Raw genomic sequence first — 17,450 nt, 5'->3', positions numbered from 1 at the left:
CTCGACGCTGAGCCGCCCATCTAATAAGAAGTAAAGCGATCCTGACCGAAGCGGGTTTTGCGGACTGTGAGCGTTCAAGGCGGGGTACGCCTGCACCAAACCATTCTAGGAAAGAACACAGAAACGCTCAAGCAAAATTTCATTTTATGGTATGTGTTTTCATAATACGAAATATCACTAAAAAAAATAGCCCTACATTACAATCCAGCCATACTTCTTTTCTTGCTGTTATGGCTACTCATCCCAAAAAGTCTCTGATCCCTTCAACCTTCTATGATCAGGCCAAGCAGAATCGGCGTGGATTCTATTGGCTGACACCGGTTGTCGTGCTGTTTCTCTACCTCTGTGTCATGGGGGTATTCCTGTGGCTGCAGCGTTTGCAGAACGATAGCGTCATGTTTGTGACCATCGATCAGGAAACGCGCCAGCAACGCCTGATGATGGTGATTCTGGCCCTGTCCCTGGTGATTGTGGTCAGCTTGCTGGCCCTGTGGCGCTATACCCGCTTCCGTACCCACGCCGAGGCAGCACAAACCGCCGAGACGGGTTTCCGGCGTGCCATGGAAAACTCCATGTCCACGGGGATGCGCGTTTTTGACATGCAGGGCCGCATTGCTTATGTGAACCCGGCTTTTTGCAGAATGATCGGCTGGAACGAGGCCGATCTGGTCGGTCGCACCGCCCCCTTCCCTTACTGGCTACCCGGTCGTCACCAACAACACCAGGAAACCCTGGACCTTTTGCTGTCCGGCCGCACGCCCAGCAGTGGTCTGGAAGTGGAGGCTCAGCGCCGTGATGGCTCGCGCTTTACGGCCCGTATGTATGTCTCGCCCTTGCGTGCCCCTAATGGAGAGCAGATCGGCTGGATGACTTCCATGACGGACATTACCGAACCCAAGCGTATTCGCGAAGCCCTGACCGCCGCGCATGAACGCTTCATGACGGTGCTGGAAGGTCTGGATGATGCCATTTCCGTGGTGGCCGATACATCGGAAGGTCTGGAACTGCTGTTTGCCAACCGTACCTATCGTCGTTTCTTTGGCGCCCAATCCAATGGCCACGCTGAATTGCTGGGTGGCCGCCTGGGTCGTTTTACGGATGAAACCGTAGAGATCTACTCCGAATCGGCGGCTCGCTGGTTCGAAGTTCATCACCGTATGCTGGCCTGGACAGACGGCCGCCGTGTCCGTCTGCAAGTGGCGCGCGATATTACCGACCGCCGCAAGCACGAAGAAGCCTCGCGCATTCAGCAGGAAAAGGTGCAGCTGACCAGCCGCCTGACCACCATGGGCGAAATGGCCTCCTCGCTGGCGCACGAATTGAACCAGCCGCTGACGGCCATCAATAACTACAGCATGGGCGCAGTCGCCATGCTGAAATCCGGTCGCTACCAGCCTGAAACCTTGCTGGCCGCACTGGAAAAAGCGGCCCAGCAAGCCGAGCGCGCGGGCAAGATCATCAGCCGTATTCGTGAATTCGTGAAACGTAGCGAACCGCGTCGCGTCCGCGTCAAGGTCATGCGTATTGTGGAAAATGCCGTCGGCTTTGCCGAAATCGACGCCCGCAAGCGCCAAATTGAAATTGAATTGAGCATTCCGGACCCCGTTCCTGACGTCATTGCCGACCCCATTCTCATAGAACAGGTATTATTGAATCTGCTCAAAAATGGGATCGAAGCCATGGAACACAGCGAGCATCATGTGCTTCAATTGGTGATTACCCAACAAGAATCGCTTTTGGAGATGGCCGTCATCGATCGCGGTCATGGCTTGAAAGACCCCGAGCGCCTCTTTGAACCGTTTTACAGTACCAAGTCCGAAGGCCTTGGGATGGGCCTGAATATCTGTCGCACAATTATTGAATCGCATCACGGCCGCCTGTGGGCTGTCGGCAATCCAGAGGGTGGAACGATTTTCCGTTTCAGTCTACCTTGTGCGGCACCGGATGTAACGGACACCCTTGATAACAAACTGGAGATACCCGAATGACCAGCCCGCAAATGCCATGCACCATTTACGTAGTCGATGACGACGAAGCCGTACGGGACTCCTTGCGCTGGCTCCTGGAAGCCAACGGCTATCGGGTCCGCTGCTTTGCATCGGGCGAAGAGTTTCTGGGCGCCTACGACCCGGCCCAGGTGGCTGTCCTGATTGTGGACGTGCGCATGCCCGGCATGAGCGGCCTGGAGCTGCAGGAAGCCCTGATCGCTCGCAAATCGACTATCCCGATTGTGTTCATTACCGGCCACGGTGACGTACCCATGGCCGTGAGCACCATGAAGAAAGGCGCTATCGACTTTCTGGAAAAACCCTTTAACGAAGCCGATCTGCGCACCATCGTCAGCCGCATGATCGAACAGGCTACAGCTCGTGCCTCCCAAGCGCAGGCACAGAAAGATCAACAAGAAGTCCTGGGCCGCCTGACAGCGCGCGAGCAGCAAGTGCTGGAACGCATTGTTGCCGGTCGCCTGAACAAGCAGATTGCCGGGGACTTGAACATCAGCATTAAAACTGTCGAAGCGCATCGCGCCAATATCATGGAAAAACTGGAAGTCACTACGGTTGCCGACCTCATGAAAATCGCCCTCACCAAGTCCGAGGATGCGTAAATGAGTGCTCGCATTATTGATGGAAAAAAGCTGTCCACCGCCATCAAGGCGGACGTTGCAGAACGCGTTGCCAAGCTGAAACAAACCCACGGCATTCAAGCCGGTTTGACCGTGGTGCTGGTCGGTGAAGATCCGGCCTCCCAGGTCTATGTACGCAACAAGGGCCTGGCATGCGAAGCCGCTGGCCTGAAATCCGAAATCATCCGTCTGCCTGCCGACACCACCGAAACCAAGCTGCTTGCCCTGATCACTCGTTTGAATCAGGACAGCTCGGTGCACGGCATTCTGGTTCAGTTGCCCCTGCCCGCCCATCTGGACGAGCACAAGGTGATTGAAACCATTGCACCGCACAAGGACGTTGACGGTTTTCACGTCAGCAATGCTGGCATGCTCATGACGGGCAAGCCGCTATTTGCACCTTGCACGCCCTACGGTGTCATGAAAATGCTGGAATCCGAAAACGTGGCACTGCGCGGTGCAGAAGCCGTAGTCGTGGGCGCCAGCAATATCGTGGGCAAACCCATGGCCATGCTCTTGCTGGCTGCGGGCGCTACCGTCACCCTCTGTAACTCCAAAACGCGCGATCTGGCCGCCCAGACACGCCGTGCCGATGTGCTGGTCGCTGCTGTAGGCCGCCCTGGCATCATTACCGGCGATATGGTCAAGCCCGGTGCCGTCGTGATCGACGTGGGTATCAATCGCGGAGCAGACGGCAAGCTGTGCGGCGACGTGGACTTTGCCAGTGCCAGCGAAGTGGCCTCGGCCATTACGCCCGTACCCGGCGGCGTGGGCCCCATGACCATTGCCATGCTGCTGGTCAACACCTTGGAAGCGGCCGAACGTTCGGCCAACATCAGTCTTTAATTTAATCAACGGTTTATGACGACAAATCCCTTACTGGTTCCTATCGACAGCCTTATTGACTATCCCGCCATCCAGCCCGAGCACATCGAGCAGGCGGTGGACCAACTGCTGGCCTTGGCCCGCCAAGCCGTAGACACAGTCTCCAACGACGATAGCGAACCCACTTGGGACAACATCGTCGAGCCCATTACCGACGCCACCGAAACCTTGTATCGCGCCTGGTCGGTGGCCGGTCACCTGAACTCGGTCGTCAACACGCCCGAACTGCGCACGGTGTACAACCAGTGCCTGCCGCGCATGAGCGAGTTCTCGACCTGGGTGGGCTTGAACCGTCCTTTGTTCCTGCGTTATCAGGCGCTGGCCGATAGCCCGGCCTTTGCCACCCTGACGCCCCAGCGCCAACGCATCATTACCCTGGCCCTGCGTGATTTCCGCTTGAGCGGCGTGCAACTGGAAGGTCAGGCGCGTGAAGACTACGCCCGTATTTCCGAAGAGTTGGCGCAAACCTCGCAGCAGTTCTCCGAGCATGTACTGGATGCGATTGATCAGTGGCATTACCTGGTCACCGACCAGGCCGAACTGGACGGCATCCCGGACGACGTGCTGGCCGCCGCCCAACGCGCTGCTCAGGAACACGATCAGCAAGGCTGGCGTCTGACATTGAAAATGCCTTGCTACCTGCCTGTCATGCAATACGCACGCAACCAGACCTTGCGTGAGTTGATGTACCGAGCCTACACCACCATTGCCTCCGATCAGGGCGATGCCCAGTTTGATAATTCCCAGGCGATTGAAACGCTGCTGGATCTGCGTGCCCAGGAAGCCAGCCTGCTCGGTTTTGCCAGCTACGCCCATATGCGTCTGGAAACCCGCATGGCCGACACCCCGGAACAGGTGATGAGCTTCTTGCGCGATCTGGCTGCCAAGGCTCGCCCTTACGCCCGCCAGGACCTGGACGAGCTGCAAGCCTTCGCCAAAAAGGAGCTGGGCCTGGACACCCTGCAAGCCTGGGATGTGCCGTTCAGCGCTGAACGCCTGCGTGAACAGCGCTACGCCTACTCGGAAGACGAGGTCAAACAGTACTTCACGGAACCCGCCGTTCTGAACGGCCTGTTCAAAGTCATTCAGCGCTTGTTTGACGTGACACTGCGCGCCGCCGACGTGCCTGCCTGGCATCCTGCCGTGCGCCCTTTTGAAGTCATGGCTTCCGACGGCAAGGTCCTGGGCTATCTGTACATGGACCTGCACGCCCGCCAAGGCAAGCAAGGCGGTGCCTGGGTCGATAGCGAACGCAGCCGTCGCCGCCTGGGTGAACAGCTGTGCCTGCCTATTGCCTACCTGGTATGCAATTTTGCCGAACCCCAGCCCGGTCGCCCCGCCCTGCTCACGCATGACGATGTGATCACCCTGTTCCACGAATCCGGCCACGCCCTGCACACTCTGCTCTCGCGTGTGGATGATCCAGCCGCCTCGGCCTTCGCCGCCGTGGAATGGGACGCCATCGAACTGCCTTCGCAGTTCATGGAAAACTTCTGCTGGGAATGGCCTGTGGTGCAAATGCTGACGGCCCATGTGGAAACCGGTGAGCATCTGCCCCGTGCGCTCTACAACAAGCTCAATCTGGCCCGCAACTTCCAAAGCGGCATGCAAATGGTGCGCCAGCTGGAGTTCTCCCTGTTTGACATGCTGATCCACTCGCGTGACAGCGGTCTGAGCATTGAAGCCGTCATGGAGATTCTGGATCAGGTTCGCCAGGAAGTCGCCGTGCTGTTTCCGCCTGAGTGGCACCGTTTCCCGCATCAGTTCTCACACTTGTTTGCGGGTGGCTACGGCGCGGGTTACTACAGCTACAAATGGGCTGAAGTCCTGTCCGCCGACGCCTACTCGGCCTTTGAGGAAAAAGCCTATACCCACTCGGATGGAGCACGTGATACCCTCGACAGCAATACGGGCCATCGCTTCTGGCGCGAGATTCTGTCCGTAGGGGGCGAACGCCCGGCTGCCGACTCCTTCCGTGCTTTCCGTGGCCGCGATCCTTCCATTACCGCCCTGCTCCGTCACAGCGGGCTCACTCCAGAGCCTGCTTAAACCCAGAGGACGTCCATGACACCCAGCCCAGTAAAGTCCATTCTTGTCTTGTTTAAACAGTTTGGCCTGACACTGGCGCTGGGCTTGTTTCTGCTGGGCAGCGCTGCCGCTGCCAATCTGCATCCCGTACGTGGCTTCCTGCCCGATCTGCGCTTTTCCCTTCAAGCCGCTGGCCCCAAAACCGTCACCCAGGATGACTTCAAAGATAAAGTCGTCATGATGTTTTTTGGCTATGCCAGTTGCCCGGATATTTGCCCTACCACCTTGGCTCAGTTGGGCCTGGTCATGAAAGAACTGGGGAACGATGCCGAGCAGGTGCGCATCATCTTTGTCAGTGTGGACCCCCACCGCGATACGCCCGACTCCCTGGCCCGTTATGTGGCCGCTTTTGATGGCAAGCACACCACCGGCCTGACAGGCTCTGAAAAGCAGATCGCGAATCTGGCCCGTCGTTACCGAGTGGCCTTCCAGATTGAAAAACCCGATCCCAAAGCACCCGAAAACTACGAGGTCTCGCACAGCCGTGGCGTATATATCTTCGATCAGCAAGGCCGAGCGCGATATCTAGCACCGGATACCGAGTCGGTGCAGGTTCTGGCGGATGGGGTACGCAGTCTGCTGAACTAAGCGGGCTTGGGCCTGAATCAAACCTCAGATCAGACTGGCCAACAGCGCCCTCAGCACAACAACAACAACAACAACAACAACAACAACAACAACAACAACAACAACAACAACAACAACAACAACAACAACAACAACAACAACAGGCAAAGCATCGGGGCGGATGTTCCCGTGCCTGGTTAGACACAGGAACACCCGCCCCCTTTAGTATCAGCCTGCGTGTCGTGTGCTCTGACGTTCAGCCACCAGATCCTGCACCATGGACTTGGGCACTTCCGCGTAGCGTTTGAACTCCATGCTGTATGTTGCACGGCCCTGGGACATGGAACGCAGCGTAGTGGCATAGCCAAACATCTCGGACAAAGGCACTTCCGCCTTGATCAGCTTGCCCGCCCCCACCATGTCATCCATACCCTGCACCATGCCACGACGGCTGGACAGGTCCCCCATCACATTACCGGCATAATCTTCAGGCGTTTCCACTTCCACCGCCATCATGGGCTCCAGGATCACGGGTGATGCCTGTTTGGCCGCTTCCTTGAAACCAAAGATCGCCGCCATCTTGAAGGCTTGCTCGGACGAGTCCACGTCGTGGTAAGAACCGAAGGTCAGTGTCACTTTCACATCCACCACGGGATAGCCCGCCAACACACCGCTGTTCAGGGCCTCCAGCACACCTTTTTCCACTGCCGGAATGTACTCACGCGGAACCACCCCGCCCTTGATGGCATCGACAAACTCAAAGCCCTTGCCCGCCTCTTGCGGCTCCAGGGTGAAGACCACATGGCCGTACTGTCCTTTACCACCGGACTGACGCACAAACTTGCCTTCGACATCGCGCACGGTCTTGCTGATGGTTTCGCGGTAGGCCACTTGCGGTTTGCCCACATTCGCTTCCACGCCGAACTCGCGCTTCATGCGATCCACAATGATCTCCAGATGCAGCTCGCCCATACCGCCAATAATCGTCTGGCCCGACTCCTCGTCCGTGCTGACACGGAAGGACGGATCTTCAGAAGCCAGACGCGAGAGCGCAATCCCCATCTTTTCCTGGTCGGATTTGGTCTTGGGCTCCACAGCCTGACGAATTACCGGCTCGGGAAACTCCATGCGCTCCAGCGTGATGATGGCCGAAGGATCACACAAGGTTTCCCCTGTGCTGACCTCTTTCAGGCCAACACAGGCCGCAATATCACCCGCATGCAGTTCATCAACTTCATGCCTGTCATTGGCATGCATCTGCACAATCCGGCCAATACGCTCTTTCTTGCCACGGCCGGGAATATAGACGCTATCGCCCTTGGCCAGCACACCGGAATACACTCGCACAAAGGTTAACTGGCCGACATAAGGGTCCGTCATCAGCTTGAAGGCCAATGCCGAGAACTTCTCATTGTCGTCAGATTGGCGAGTGACGATTTCGCCAGCCTCGTCCACGCCTTGCACTGCAGGTACATCCACGGGAGAAGGCAGCAGCTCCACCACCGCATCCAGCATGCGTTGCACACCCTTGTTCTTGAAGGCCGAGCCACACAGCATGGGCTGAATCTCTCCGGCAATGGTGCGCAAGCGCAGGCCCAACGTAATCTGGGCCACGCTCAGCTCACCCGTTTCCAGGTACTGATTCATCAGCTCTTCATTGGCTTCTGCCGCCGCCTCCAGCATGCGCTCGCGCCACTGCCTGGCCATAGCGAGCAGATCATCAGGAATGTCCTCAAAACTGAACTTCATGCCCTGAGTAGCCTCGTCCCACACGATCGCTTTCATCAAGCGCAGGTCGATCACGCCCTTGAAGCCATCTTCAGCGCCCATAGGAATCACCACAGGCACGGGATTGGCCTTGAGGCGATCCACCATCATCTGACGTACACGGAAGAAATCCGCCCCCACGCGGTCCATCTTGTTGACGAAGGCCAGGCGCGGAACCTTGTACTTGTTGGCCTGACGCCAAACCGTTTCAGATTGCGGCTGTACCCCACCGACCGCGTCATACACCATGACCGCGCCGTCCAGCACGCGCATGGAGCGTTCAACCTCGATGGTGAAATCCACGTGGCCGGGGGTGTCGATGATATTGATGCGGTGCTCGGGCAGCGAGCCATCCATGCCTCGCCAAAAGCAGGTGGTGGCCGCCGAGGTAATGGTGATGCCACGCTCCTGCTCCTGGCTCATCCAGTCCATAGTGGCCGCCCCGTCATGCACTTCCCCCAGCTTGTGACTGACGCCGGTGTAGAAAAGAATGCGCTCGGTCGTGGTGGTTTTGCCAGCGTCAATATGCGCCGAGATACCGATGTTCCGATAGCGAGTGATGGGTGTATGGCGAGCCATGATGATTGTCCTTGGAGTCGTCCTGCCTTGCGGTGCAAGGCACCTGGGCTCCTGTTGTTTCAGTGGTTGATAACAATCAGATAGTACGCCTACAATCGTACTATTAACAAGATTTTTTCCACGCGTCGTGCATCCACACCACAGCGCGAAAACGGTACGTGGACACAGGTACAATCACCGCGACGAATAATGACAGGACTCTACATGCTTCCCAATCATCCCGAGCGCGCACAGATTCGCTTGGAAAATGTACTGACTGCCCTGGGCAATCCCTTGCGTCTGGCCGTTGTGCGTGCTTTAGCCTCCGAAGGCGAACGCGCCTGTGGCTCGCTACTGCAAGGCCAAACCAAATCCACCATGACGCATCACTGGCGTGTCTTGCGCGATAGCGGCGTGATCTGGCAACGGCCTTCTGGACGAGAAAACCTGCTATCGCTGCGTAAGGACGATCTGGAGGAGCGCTTTCCCGGTCTGCTGCACTCCTTGCTGGGCGCATTGGAAAATGACCCGGTAACCGAGGCGACCACCGCGCAGCATCTGCAAAACGCCGCCAAATAATAAAAGCACCCTGAAAATCAAACTGCCCGCCAAAGGTCGGATCAATGTCCAACTTTTGGCGAGCAGTTCACATACAGGATCAGGACTCTCAGGGCCAGAGCCCGAAAACGGGATCAAACCCGTTCAGGCTGACTTATTTGCCTCGCAAAGCAGATTGCGCACCGCGCAAGGCCGTACGCAAGCCCTCTTCCAATACGGGATGGTAGAACGGCATGGCCAGCATCTGATCCAGCGTCAGTCCCATCTGCAAAGACCAGGCCAGCAAGTGAGCAATATGTTCTGCTTGAGGCCCCACCATCTCGGCCCCCAGAAACTTGCCCGCCTTGTCCGCATAAACGTGCAACAAGCCACGGTTGACCAGCATCACGCGAGCACGGCCCTGATTGCCGAAGTTCACGCTGCCTGTCACCGCACCCTCTGGCAAGGATTTAAAGGGCGTACCAACCACAGCCACCTGCGGATCACTAAACACCACAGCCATGCGTGCACGACGCGCCATAGGCTCATCCTGGCCATTGCTGACGGCTTGCAAGGCAGCCAGACGACCATCATCTGCTGCCTCGTGCAAGATGGGTGCACGTTGGTTCACATCGCCTGCCAGATAGATAGAGGTGCCTTTCAGTTGCAAGCTGTCCAGGTCAAAGACCACCCGCCCTTTGCTATCCCATTGCGCAGGCGTGTTTTCTAGCCCCAGATTATCCAACTGCGGTTTGCGGCCTGCCGCCCCCAGTACATAGTCGTAGTCCTCGACCAACTCCTTGCCATTCACCTGCAAGCGCACGCGCGCCTTGCCATTGACGACTTCACTACCTAATACAGCTACGTCGGCACGAATATTCAGTTCCTGGCTGAAAATCGCCCGTCCGGCTTCACGTACCTCAGGATCGGAAAGACCCGCCAGACTCTGGCTGCGGTTGATGATGGACACCTTCACGCCCAAGCGCGCCAGCGCCTGCCCCAACTCCAGACCGATTACACCCGTACCTACGACCAGCACGCTTTCCGGCAAATCCGTCCAGTCAAAAACATCCTCGTTATTGATCAGCAAAGCCCCCAGCGGCTCCAGCTCCTTGGGGCGCACGGGCGTGGAGCCAGTGGCGATAATCACGTGCCCTGCGGTGATACGGGTATGGTCATCCACTTCCAGCACATGCTCGGACACAAAGCGGGCATGACCACGCACTTTGTCTTCGGCATCAAAGCCTTCCACATCGTCCACCACAAATTGCACAAAGCGATCCCGCTCGCGACGCACGCGATCCATGACCTCTTTGCCTTCAATGCGGATATTGCCGTCTACGTGAACACCGAAAGGAGCGGTATGGCGGGCATGATGGGCAGCGTCCGCTGCTGCGATCAGCAACTTGGATGGCATGCAGCCAACACGTGCGCACATGGTGCCATAGGGGCCTGATTCAATCATCAGCGTTCGTTTACCGGCACGTTTGGCCGTACGATACGCTGTCATGCCTGCTGTCCCCGCTCCAATCACGGCAACATCACACTGAATTTCTTTCATAACCGCTCCTTGAGTCCATACTAAGGCTATCAGGGGCCTGATGACCTGCCCGACCACCCGTTCTACAATGTGCAGAATTGACTCTTTCAATCATAACGCAGTCCCCTTGCACTGCCCGAGGAAAGCCCATGCTGATTAGTGAAGCGGCCCGCGTAACCGGCCTGACACCCAAAATGATCCGGCACTATGAAGATCTGGGACTCTTGAATAGTGACCGTGCCCCCAATGGCTACCGCGTCTACCAGGATCAGGACCTGGATACCTTGCACTTCATTGTTCGTGCCAAGGACCTGGGTTTCAATCTGGCGGACATTCAGCAACTGACCAGCCTGTGGCGCGATCAGCAACGCCCCAGCAGCGAGGTCAAGCAACTGGCCCAGGCTCATATCAAGGATCTGGAAAGCCGCGCGGCCCTGCTGCTGGACATGGCCGCCAAGCTGCGTGTGCTGGCTGAACAATGCCAGGGGGACCAACATCCGGATTGTCCGATTCTGGATGGTTTGGAGGGGGCATGCTGTCATACAGATGCCTCGACCAAGGCTCAGTCGCATAAACCTGCCCATCAGAAAAGCAATACAGCCAAGCTTTAGTGCCTAAGAGCGGGTTTAGACAGGCAGGAACCAAAACAAAGAGTGGGAAACAGGACAGGAAGCCAACGCCTCCCACTGCTCCTCCAGCTTGCATCACTTACTGAGCAAGAGAAGACAAAAAAGCCTGAGTTCAATGACGAACTCAGGCTTTTTCTTCACAATCGCGAACTTGGCTCGCGCAGGCTACCCCGCAAATTTAAGCAGGCTGCCACTCCGTCACGAACTTTTGTGGCTCGGGACGCTGGGCAGGACCCAGATTGTGAATAGGCGTACCTACCGACACAAAGCCCAGGAACTGGTAATCCAGGGAATCGAAGCCCAGGGCTTCCGGGACTTCTTCACCATAGGTGCCCAGGCCAGTGCTCCAGAAAGCGCCAAAGCCCAACTGGTGAGCAGCATGCAGCATATTGCTGACGGCTGCGCCCGTTGCCAGAACACGCTCCAGTTCAGGAATTTTTTCTTCACCATGATCGATGTGGCTGGCTACAGCAATCAGCATGGGCACTTTGGCCAGCCAGGCGCGGACGCTGGCAGCTTTCTGCTCGGTCAAGGGATTACCGGCGCGCTCATTGGCGGCAATGGCCAGTTCGCCCAGAGCCTGCACGTTTTCACCGCGGATCAGGCAAAAGCGCCAAGGCTGTAAACGGCCATGGTCAGGAGCGACCATGGCAGCGCGCAAAATCAGGTCCAGCTCCTGCTCGTTCGGGCCGGGGCCTTGCACCAGCTTGATGGAGCGGCGGGACAATAGGGAATCAATGGTACTCATAGTGCTTCCAGAATCAGTTAAGAGTGCCCTGCCCAGATGGCAGGGCTCAGTCAGGCTTGAGCAGGAGCGCCCGCTTGCACCAGCAGGGCTTTCATGTCGCGCACGGCTTTTTCCCAACCGTCAAAGACAGCCTGGGCAACAATGGCGTGACCAATATTAAGCTCCGTCAGCCCCGGCAAGGCGGCAATCGCTTGTACGTTGCCGTAGTGCAGGCCATGACCCGCATTCACACGCAGACCTTGCGACACACCTTGAGCAATACCGGCACGGATACGCTCCAGTTCGCTGGCGGCCTGCTCGGGCGTTTGAGCATCCGCATAGGTGCCGGTGTGCAGTTCAATCACGGTGGCACCCACGTCGCTGGCGGCTCGGATTTGCGCCGGGTCGGCATCAATGAACAGCGAGACGCGAATACCGGCAGCCTGCAATTGCTGCACAGCCGCCTTGACCTGGTCCAGATGACCGACCACATCCAGACCACCTTCGGTCGTCAGTTCAGCACGGTGTTCGGGAACCAGGCAGACATCGTCCGGTTTGATACGGCAGGCAATGTCCAGCATTTCGGTGGTGATGGCGCATTCCAGATTCATCCGGGTACGCAGTACGGGGCGCAGGGCCTCGACGTCGGCATCCTGAATATGACGCCGGTCTTCACGCAGATGTAAGGTGATCAGGTCCGCTCCGGCTTCTTCTGCTCGCAAAGCGGCCTGAATTGGATCAGGGTATGTGGTCAGACGCTGCTGGCGCAGCGTCGCCACATGATCGATATTGACGCCCAGTTCTAACATTCCCCAAGGACCTCCGTAGTTTCAGGGATGAATGACCAGACGTATTATCGCCTGTTTACTCCGGTGCTGTCCCAGTGGCCTGGGTCTTTGTTTCAGGCTTGACGGTTTCAGCTGTCCAGCCGCCACCCAAAGCCTTGTACAACTCGACCCGATTCATCAGGGATGCCAGGCCAGTCTGAATATAGGCTTGACGCGTACCGTACAGGCTGACTTCCGCCGTTTGCACCTGCAGGAAGCTGTCTATACCCACTTCGTAACGCAGCTTGGCCAGACGCAAGCTTTCGCTGGCAGCCTGATCAACCTCTTGCAAGGCGTCGATCTGCTGACCGTAGGTGGCTTCGCCCGCCAGAGCATCAGCCACTTCGCGGAAGGCTTCCTGAATGGTTTTTTCATACTGGCTGATCGCAATGTCACGACGAGCCTCGGCCAGATCCAGATTGGCCCAGGTACTGCCCGAGAGCAGCGGCATGGTAATTTGCGGCTGGAATTGCCAGTAACGGTTACCCGAACTGAACAGACCACCCAGCTCGGGGCTCATGAAGCCCAGCAGACCGGTCAGGCTCAGACGCGGGAAGAAAGCAGCGCGTGCTGCCCCGATGCTGTAGTTGGAACCACGCAAGGCGTGCTCGGCGGCCAGAATGTCAGGACGACGCTCCAGCAATTCTGCCGACAACCCTACAGGCAAGCTAGGCATCAGCTGAGCACGGGTAAAGGGCAAGCCTGCTGGCAAGTCAGCCGGTATTTCACCGCCCAACAAGACCTGCAAGGCATTGAGTGCACGCTGACGATCACGCTCGACAGCCTGCATATCGGAACGCACGGTGTTGTATTGCACCTTGGCCTGGTTCAGGTCCAGCGCCGACACCGTACCGGCATCGTAAGAAGACTGCACCAGGCGCAATGTCTCTTGACGGCTGCGCAAGGTATTGCTCATCAAAGCATGCAGTTCTTCGGCAGTACGTACCTTGAAGTAGGCTTCGGCGGTGCCCGCCACCAGGGCGATATGGGCGGTACGCTGAGCCTGCTCGGTGGCAAAGTACTGTTCTTGAGCAGCACGGGCCAGATCACGCACTCGACCAAAGAAGTCCAGCTCGAAAGCAGTGATACCGACACCGGCCTGGAACGTACGGGTTACGGGGGCCGAATTTGGGCCACCAGGACGCAGCTCAGCCGGTGTGTGGGTGGCCTGCTCGGCCGCCTGCACACCAATGCTGGGCAACTGGTCACTGCGTGCCACGCCGTATTGCGCGCGAGCTTCCTCGATGCGCTGGGTGGCAATACGCAGATCGCGGTTATTCTCCAGAGCCTGCTCGATCAGGGCATGCAGACGCGGATCCGTAAAGAATTCACGCCAGCCCAGATCAGCAGCCTGTGCCGCATCCGCCTGGCCCTGCTGGGCCAGAGGGAATTGTGCGGGCACGGGAGAATCAGGACGCTCGTACTTCGGTGCCAAGGAGCAAGCCGACAAGGCAAACGCCACGGCCAGCACCAAGGGGCTACGTAAAAACATGCTAGACATCAGTGCTGTCCTCCTTGCGAACCGGCCGGCTGTGCAGCTTGTTTGGCCTGTTCTTCCTCGTGCAATTTAGCGGCTTCGCCAAACAGACGGGGTTTAGTTTTAAAGAGCTTGAGGATCACGACAAAGAAGGTCGGCACCATCAAGACAGCCAAGGGCGTTGCGGCCAACATACCACCCAGCACACCCAGACCCACGGCGTTCTGGCTGGCAGCACCCGCACCAGTCGAGGTAGCCAGAGGCACCACACCCAGCACAAAGGCGAAAGAGGTCATCAAGATAGGACGGAAACGCAAGCGAGCGGCTTCCAGAGTGGCGTCGATCAAGGTAGCACCACGTGCGTAGGCATCCTTGGCAAACTCCACAATCAGAATCGCGTTCTTCGCTGACAGACCGATCACCGTCACGATACCCACCTGGAAGTACACGTCGTTAGGCATACCCAGACCGGAGACCAGCAAGACCGAACCCAGCATACCCAACGGTACGGCCAGCATCACGGACAGCGGAATCGCCCAGCTTTCGTACAAGGCAGCCAGCAGCATGAACACCACCAGAACCGCCAAGCCCATCAAGATAGCGGACTGGCCTGCGGCCTGACGCTCTTGATAAGACAGACCTGTCCAGTCCACACCAAAGCCGCTAGGCAACTGCTTCATCAGGTTTTCCATCTCGATCATGGCTTCACCCGAGGTATAGCCTGGAGCGGGGCCACCACCGATACGGACAGACTCGTAGCTGTTGTAGCGCACGATCTGTACCGGACCTTGTTCGGTCGTCTGGCTGACAAAAGCCGACAGCGGAACCATCTTGCCTTCGCTGTTGCGAGCGTTGAGCTTGAGCACATCGTCGATGGTCATGCGATATGGCGCATCAGCTTGTACCCAGACACTTTGCACACGTCCCTGGTTGGTGAATTTACCCACAAAAGACGAGCCCAGGGCGCCACTGATCAAGGCAGAAGCTTCGCTGAAGTTCACACCCAGGGCAGCCGCCTTGTCTCGGTCAATTTCCAGACGAATCTGTTTGCCAGGTCCCAAACCCGTGATACGCACACTCTGTGGATCGAACACAGGGCTTGCCTTGGCCAGGGCCAGCAACTGATCCGCGGCTGCCATCAGGGCATCGTGACCCATGCCGCCGCGGTCTTCCAGACGCATATCAATACCCGAGGAGTTACCCAGAGCAGAAATAGCGGGTGGCACAATCGCGATCACCATGGAGTCGGGCAAACCGAACAGCAATTGGCCCATGGCCTTGCCGGAAATGGCTTGAGCCGAGTTTTCCTTGCCTTTACGTTCGTTGAAATCTTTCAAGGGCACAAAGGCAATCGCCGAGTTCAAACCACTACCGTTAAAGCTGAAGCCTTGCACGGCAATGATGTTTTCAACCTGAGGCTGCTCCTTGAAGTAGTCCTCTACCTTGGAGATGGTTTCAATCGTACGGTTGGCCGTCGAACCGGCAGGCAGTTCGATGTTGGCAATCACGTAGCCCTGATCTTCCTCGGGCAAGAACGCGGTTGGCATACGCATGTACAGGAAGCCCAGCACCAGCACCATGATCAGGTAGATGAACATCATCCGACCGCCACGACGCAAGGTCTTGCCAATAAAGCTTTCGTAACCATTGGTGGTACGCGTAAAGACACGGTTGAACCAACCAAAGAAGCCACGCTTGGTTTCGTGATGACCCTTGGGGATAGGTTTCAACAAAGTCGCGCACAAGGCAGGTGTAAAGGTCAGTGCCAAAAAGCCGGAGAAGGCAATCGACACGGCCATGGCCACCGAGAACTGACGGTAAATCACCCCCACCGAACCGGCCATGAATGCCAGGGGCAAGAACACGGCCGACAGCACCAGCGTAATACCCACAATAGCGCCACTAATTTGCGGCATGGCTTTCTTGGTCGCTTCCTTAGGCGAGAGCCCGTCTTCCACCATGATACGTTCGACGTTCTCCACCACCACGATCGCGTCGTCCACCAAAATACCAATGGCCAGCACCATCGCGAACATGGTCAGCACGTTCACGGACATGCCCAGCACCTGCATCACCGCGAACGCCCCCAAGATAGCCACCGGCACCACCAGTGCAGGGATCAGGGTGTAGCGCACGTTTTGCAGGAACACGTACATCACGATGAACACCAGCACCATGGCTTCCAGCAAGGTGTAAACCACCTGGGTGATGGACTTGTCCACGTAGGGCGAGGTGTCGTAAGGAATGTCGTAGCGGATGTTTTCCGGGAAGAACTCGGCCAACTTCTCCATTTCGACTTTGATTGCCGCGGCAGTATCCAGCGCGTTCGCTTCAGGCAACAGGGAGATAGCAAAAGCCGCTGTTGGCTTGCTGTTCAGACGGGCACCAAACTGGTAGTTGTCCGCCCCCACTTCCACACGAGCGACGTCTTTAATACGTACGGTCGAGCCATCAGGCTGCGAGCGCAGAATGATGTTTTCAAACTCTTCCACGGTTGCCAACTGACCGTTCACCGTAATGGGTGCGGCCACACGCTGACTGTCCTGATTGGGTGGGCCACCCAGAATACCGGCAGACACCAGCATGTTTTGCTGACGAATCGCGTTGGTCACGTCCGCTGGGCTCATCTGGTAACCGACCAGCTTGGCAGGGTCCAGCCACACACGCATGGCGCGACCGGATGCAAACAGCTGGAAGCGAGCCACACCAGGAACACGAGAAATCGTGTTCTTGATATTGCGTTCGATGTAGTCAGCCAGAGCTGTCTGATCCAGACTGCCATCCGTGGAGGACAAGGTCACCACTTGCAGAAAGCCGGTACTGGACTGCTCCACGTGCAGGCCCTGCTCCATCACCGCTGTCGGCAAGGACGCAGTAATGTTGCTGACCCGGTTCTGGACGTCTACCTGAGCCATGTCAGGATTGGTACCAGGACGGAACGTGGCGGTGATTTCGGTCGAGCCGTAGGAGTCACTGACGGACTCGTAGTACAGCAGGCCTTTGGCACCGTTCAGCTGATCTTCGATCACACTGGCTACCGTACTGGCAACGTCTTCCGCGGTTGCGCCTGGGTAGGTCGCCCGGATGGTGACCGAAGGTGGTGCCACATCGGGATACTGCGCTACAGGCATATTGGGCAAAGCCAATAAGCCAAATAGCGTGATCGCCAAGGCAACGACCCATGCAAAAATGGGCCTTTCAATAAAAAACTGAGGCATGTCG

Annotated in this window: 14 protein-coding genes; 7 read left to right on the top strand and 7 right to left on the bottom strand. The window is 57.3% G+C overall.

Translation table 11 applies throughout. The annotated features are described in order from the left end of the window. Window positions 1-230: 230 nt before the first annotated feature. From ACU6HM_RS03965 to ACU6HM_RS03945, 5 genes are read left to right on the top strand one after another with little or no spacing between them, the layout of a single operon-like run. Window positions 231-1,988 (top strand): PAS domain-containing sensor histidine kinase, encoded by a 1,758-nt coding sequence (locus ACU6HM_RS03965; protein ID WP_009457049.1) that lies wholly within the window; start codon window positions 231-233, stop codon window positions 1,986-1,988. Further along, entirely contained in the window at window positions 1,985-2,608 is a 624-nt protein-coding gene (locus tag ACU6HM_RS03960) for a response regulator transcription factor (protein ID WP_009457051.1), read from the top strand. Before ACU6HM_RS03965 ends, ACU6HM_RS03960 begins: the two co-directional genes overlap by 4 nt. Further along, window positions 2,609-3,472 (top strand): bifunctional methylenetetrahydrofolate dehydrogenase/methenyltetrahydrofolate cyclohydrolase FolD, encoded by an 864-nt coding sequence (gene folD / locus ACU6HM_RS03955; RefSeq protein ID WP_026483301.1) that lies wholly within the window; start codon window positions 2,609-2,611, stop codon window positions 3,470-3,472. 15 nt (window positions 3,473-3,487) lie between these two features. Continuing rightward, window positions 3,488-5,560: a M3 family metallopeptidase gene (locus tag ACU6HM_RS03950; protein ID WP_446763359.1), complete on the top strand. Its 2,073-nt coding sequence runs from the start codon at window positions 3,488-3,490 to the stop codon at window positions 5,558-5,560. Between the two features lie 15 nt (window positions 5,561-5,575). Next, a complete protein-coding gene (locus ACU6HM_RS03945) occupies window positions 5,576-6,187 on the top strand; it encodes an SCO family protein (protein ID WP_446763358.1) in 612 nt (203 codons plus the stop codon). 24 nt (window positions 6,188-6,211) lie between these two features. Here the strand turns inward: ACU6HM_RS03945 and ACU6HM_RS03940 are convergent, their stop codons facing one another. Further along, window positions 6,212-6,379 carry a hypothetical protein gene (locus ACU6HM_RS03940; RefSeq protein WP_446763357.1) on the bottom strand — a complete coding sequence of 56 codons (168 nt, stop codon included), beginning with the start codon at window positions 6,377-6,379 and terminating at the stop codon, window positions 6,212-6,214. 15 nt (window positions 6,380-6,394) lie between these two features. After that, a complete protein-coding gene (fusA, locus tag ACU6HM_RS03935; RefSeq protein WP_446763356.1) occupies window positions 6,395-8,512 on the bottom strand; it encodes an elongation factor G in 2,118 nt (705 codons plus the stop codon). Window positions 8,513-8,716: 204 nt separating this feature from the next. Between fusA and ACU6HM_RS03930 the strand changes: the two genes are divergently transcribed. Then, the gene (locus tag ACU6HM_RS03930) at window positions 8,717-9,070 is read left to right on the top strand and encodes an ArsR/SmtB family transcription factor (RefSeq protein WP_009457063.1); all 354 of its coding nucleotides are present in this window, start codon (window positions 8,717-8,719) and stop codon (window positions 9,068-9,070) included. A gap of 133 nt (window positions 9,071-9,203) precedes the next feature. Here the strand turns inward: ACU6HM_RS03930 and ACU6HM_RS03925 are convergent, their stop codons facing one another. Continuing rightward, complete coding sequence (locus ACU6HM_RS03925) at window positions 9,204-10,589, bottom strand: dihydrolipoyl dehydrogenase (RefSeq protein WP_250755748.1); 1,386 nt, start codon at window positions 10,587-10,589, stop codon at window positions 9,204-9,206. Between the two features lie 128 nt (window positions 10,590-10,717). On the opposite strand from ACU6HM_RS03925, the gene ACU6HM_RS03920 reads away from it, so the two are divergent. Beyond that, window positions 10,718-11,179: a MerR family transcriptional regulator gene (locus ACU6HM_RS03920; protein ID WP_035271755.1), complete on the top strand. Its 462-nt coding sequence runs from the start codon at window positions 10,718-10,720 to the stop codon at window positions 11,177-11,179. Window positions 11,180-11,375: 196 nt separating this feature from the next. On the opposite strand, the gene ACU6HM_RS03915 is transcribed toward ACU6HM_RS03920, so the two are convergent. Genes ACU6HM_RS03915 through ACU6HM_RS03900 form a run of 4 tightly spaced genes read right to left on the bottom strand, consistent with a single transcriptional unit; the run spans window position 11,376 to window position 17,446 of the window. Further along, on the bottom strand, window positions 11,376-11,945 hold the full coding sequence (locus ACU6HM_RS03915) for a nitroreductase family protein (RefSeq protein WP_026483308.1): 570 nt from the start codon (window positions 11,943-11,945) through the stop codon (window positions 11,376-11,378). A 50-nt stretch (window positions 11,946-11,995) separates the two neighbouring features. Then, window positions 11,996-12,733, bottom strand: a complete 738-nt coding sequence (pdxJ, locus tag ACU6HM_RS03910) for a pyridoxine 5'-phosphate synthase (protein ID WP_009457072.1) — start codon at window positions 12,731-12,733, stop codon at window positions 11,996-11,998. Between the two features lie 55 nt (window positions 12,734-12,788). Continuing rightward, complete coding sequence (locus tag ACU6HM_RS03905) at window positions 12,789-14,252, bottom strand: efflux transporter outer membrane subunit (protein WP_254499175.1); 1,464 nt, start codon at window positions 14,250-14,252, stop codon at window positions 12,789-12,791. Beyond that, window positions 14,252-17,446 (bottom strand): efflux RND transporter permease subunit, encoded by a 3,195-nt coding sequence (locus ACU6HM_RS03900; RefSeq protein WP_021446545.1) that lies wholly within the window; start codon window positions 17,444-17,446, stop codon window positions 14,252-14,254. The genes ACU6HM_RS03905 and ACU6HM_RS03900 overlap by 1 nt, the downstream gene beginning before the upstream one ends. Window positions 17,447-17,450 lie beyond the last annotated feature (4 nt).

Source organism: Alcaligenes sp. RM2, from assembly GCF_052931795.1.
Note: the sequence above shows the minus strand (reverse complement) of the source record. Positions and strands in the feature narration are given on the sequence as shown.